The sequence below is a fragment of the Bacillus sp. AP50 genome (assembly GCF_040492675.1).
Lineage (GTDB): Bacteria > Bacillota > Bacilli > Bacillales > Bacillaceae_G > Bacillus_A > Bacillus_A cereus.
On record NZ_JBEUTW010000786.1, the window covers coordinates 1 to 995 of the forward strand.

Here is a 995-nt window from a genome sequence, read left to right on the forward strand (position 1 = left end):
AGACAACCCTCTTTTATTTCACATTTATATAAAAGACCCATACTTAAATACATTTAACTTCATATGATATATTGCATCCTTTCTTTTTAGAATGAGTAGTCGTTACTGAAGGGCACTTTTCGAAGTGCTCTTATCTTTAATCCCCCTCTTTTTCAGGAAGAATTTTTTTTACTAAATCCTAATATGATTTGTATCACTAGGGCTGGCGATTACCACATTTCCTTAATAGCTTCAATGAATACAGTAGCTACTAATTAAAATAACCCTATGATTTTCTCTACACTTAAACAATCGTGCGTTACCGAACACATAAACTAATTTTTATTTTGACTATGTAACACTAAATTTACAAGATTATTATCCTATGTTTGGTGAAGCCATCATTTCAATGCCAGCAATCCCACACTTTTAACTAATAACTTAAACAAATGTGCTATCTCAAGGTTCTTTTGATATAGTATCTTATGTTCTATATAATGAAGAGAGCGCTAGTATTCCGAAGGAGGATGTATATGAGTATTCAATTGGCCACATCTAACGATTTAGAATGGATTAATAACCAATATGACTCAATAGGATTTGTACGGAGTGATTTAAAGAGAGATAAAGTTGCAATTATTACATATAACAACGAGTATGCAGGCGTTGGCCGATTAGTCCAAATAGATGAAGATACTTTAGAAATGGGCGGAATTTTTATTCTGCCTCAATTTAGAGGGCTACAATTAGCTGGTGAGCTTGTTTTATTTTTAGTAGAAACTGCAAAAAAATCACAAATACAAAATGTATATTGTCTTCCTTTTGAGGAATTAGAAAACTTTTATAAGAAATATGGATATACTGAAGTCGATACTACGAAAGAAGCAGTCCATCCAATCATTCTAAAAAAATATAATTGGTGTTTGGAGAATTACGATAAACACGTTCTACTCTTCAAATTGTAAATGTAATAAAAAAATATATTCTCAATCGTTTTTCTATCAGTACTCCTAATG

1 protein-coding gene is annotated in these 995 nt (G+C 31.2%); it reads left to right on the forward strand.

Annotated elements, in window-relative coordinates:
• The first annotated feature begins 512 nt into the window (after window positions 1-512).
• A complete protein-coding gene (locus ABWK52_RS29495) occupies window positions 513-944 on the forward strand; it encodes a GNAT family N-acetyltransferase (protein ID WP_098281286.1) in 432 nt (143 codons plus the stop codon).
• Window positions 945-995: the final 51 nt, after the last annotated feature.

Excerpts from the sequence above, each read along its gene's own strand:
- ABWK52_RS29495 (WP_098281286.1), top strand. The coding sequence starts at position 513 with ATGAGTATTCAATTGGCCACATCTAACGATTTAGAATGGATTAATAAC.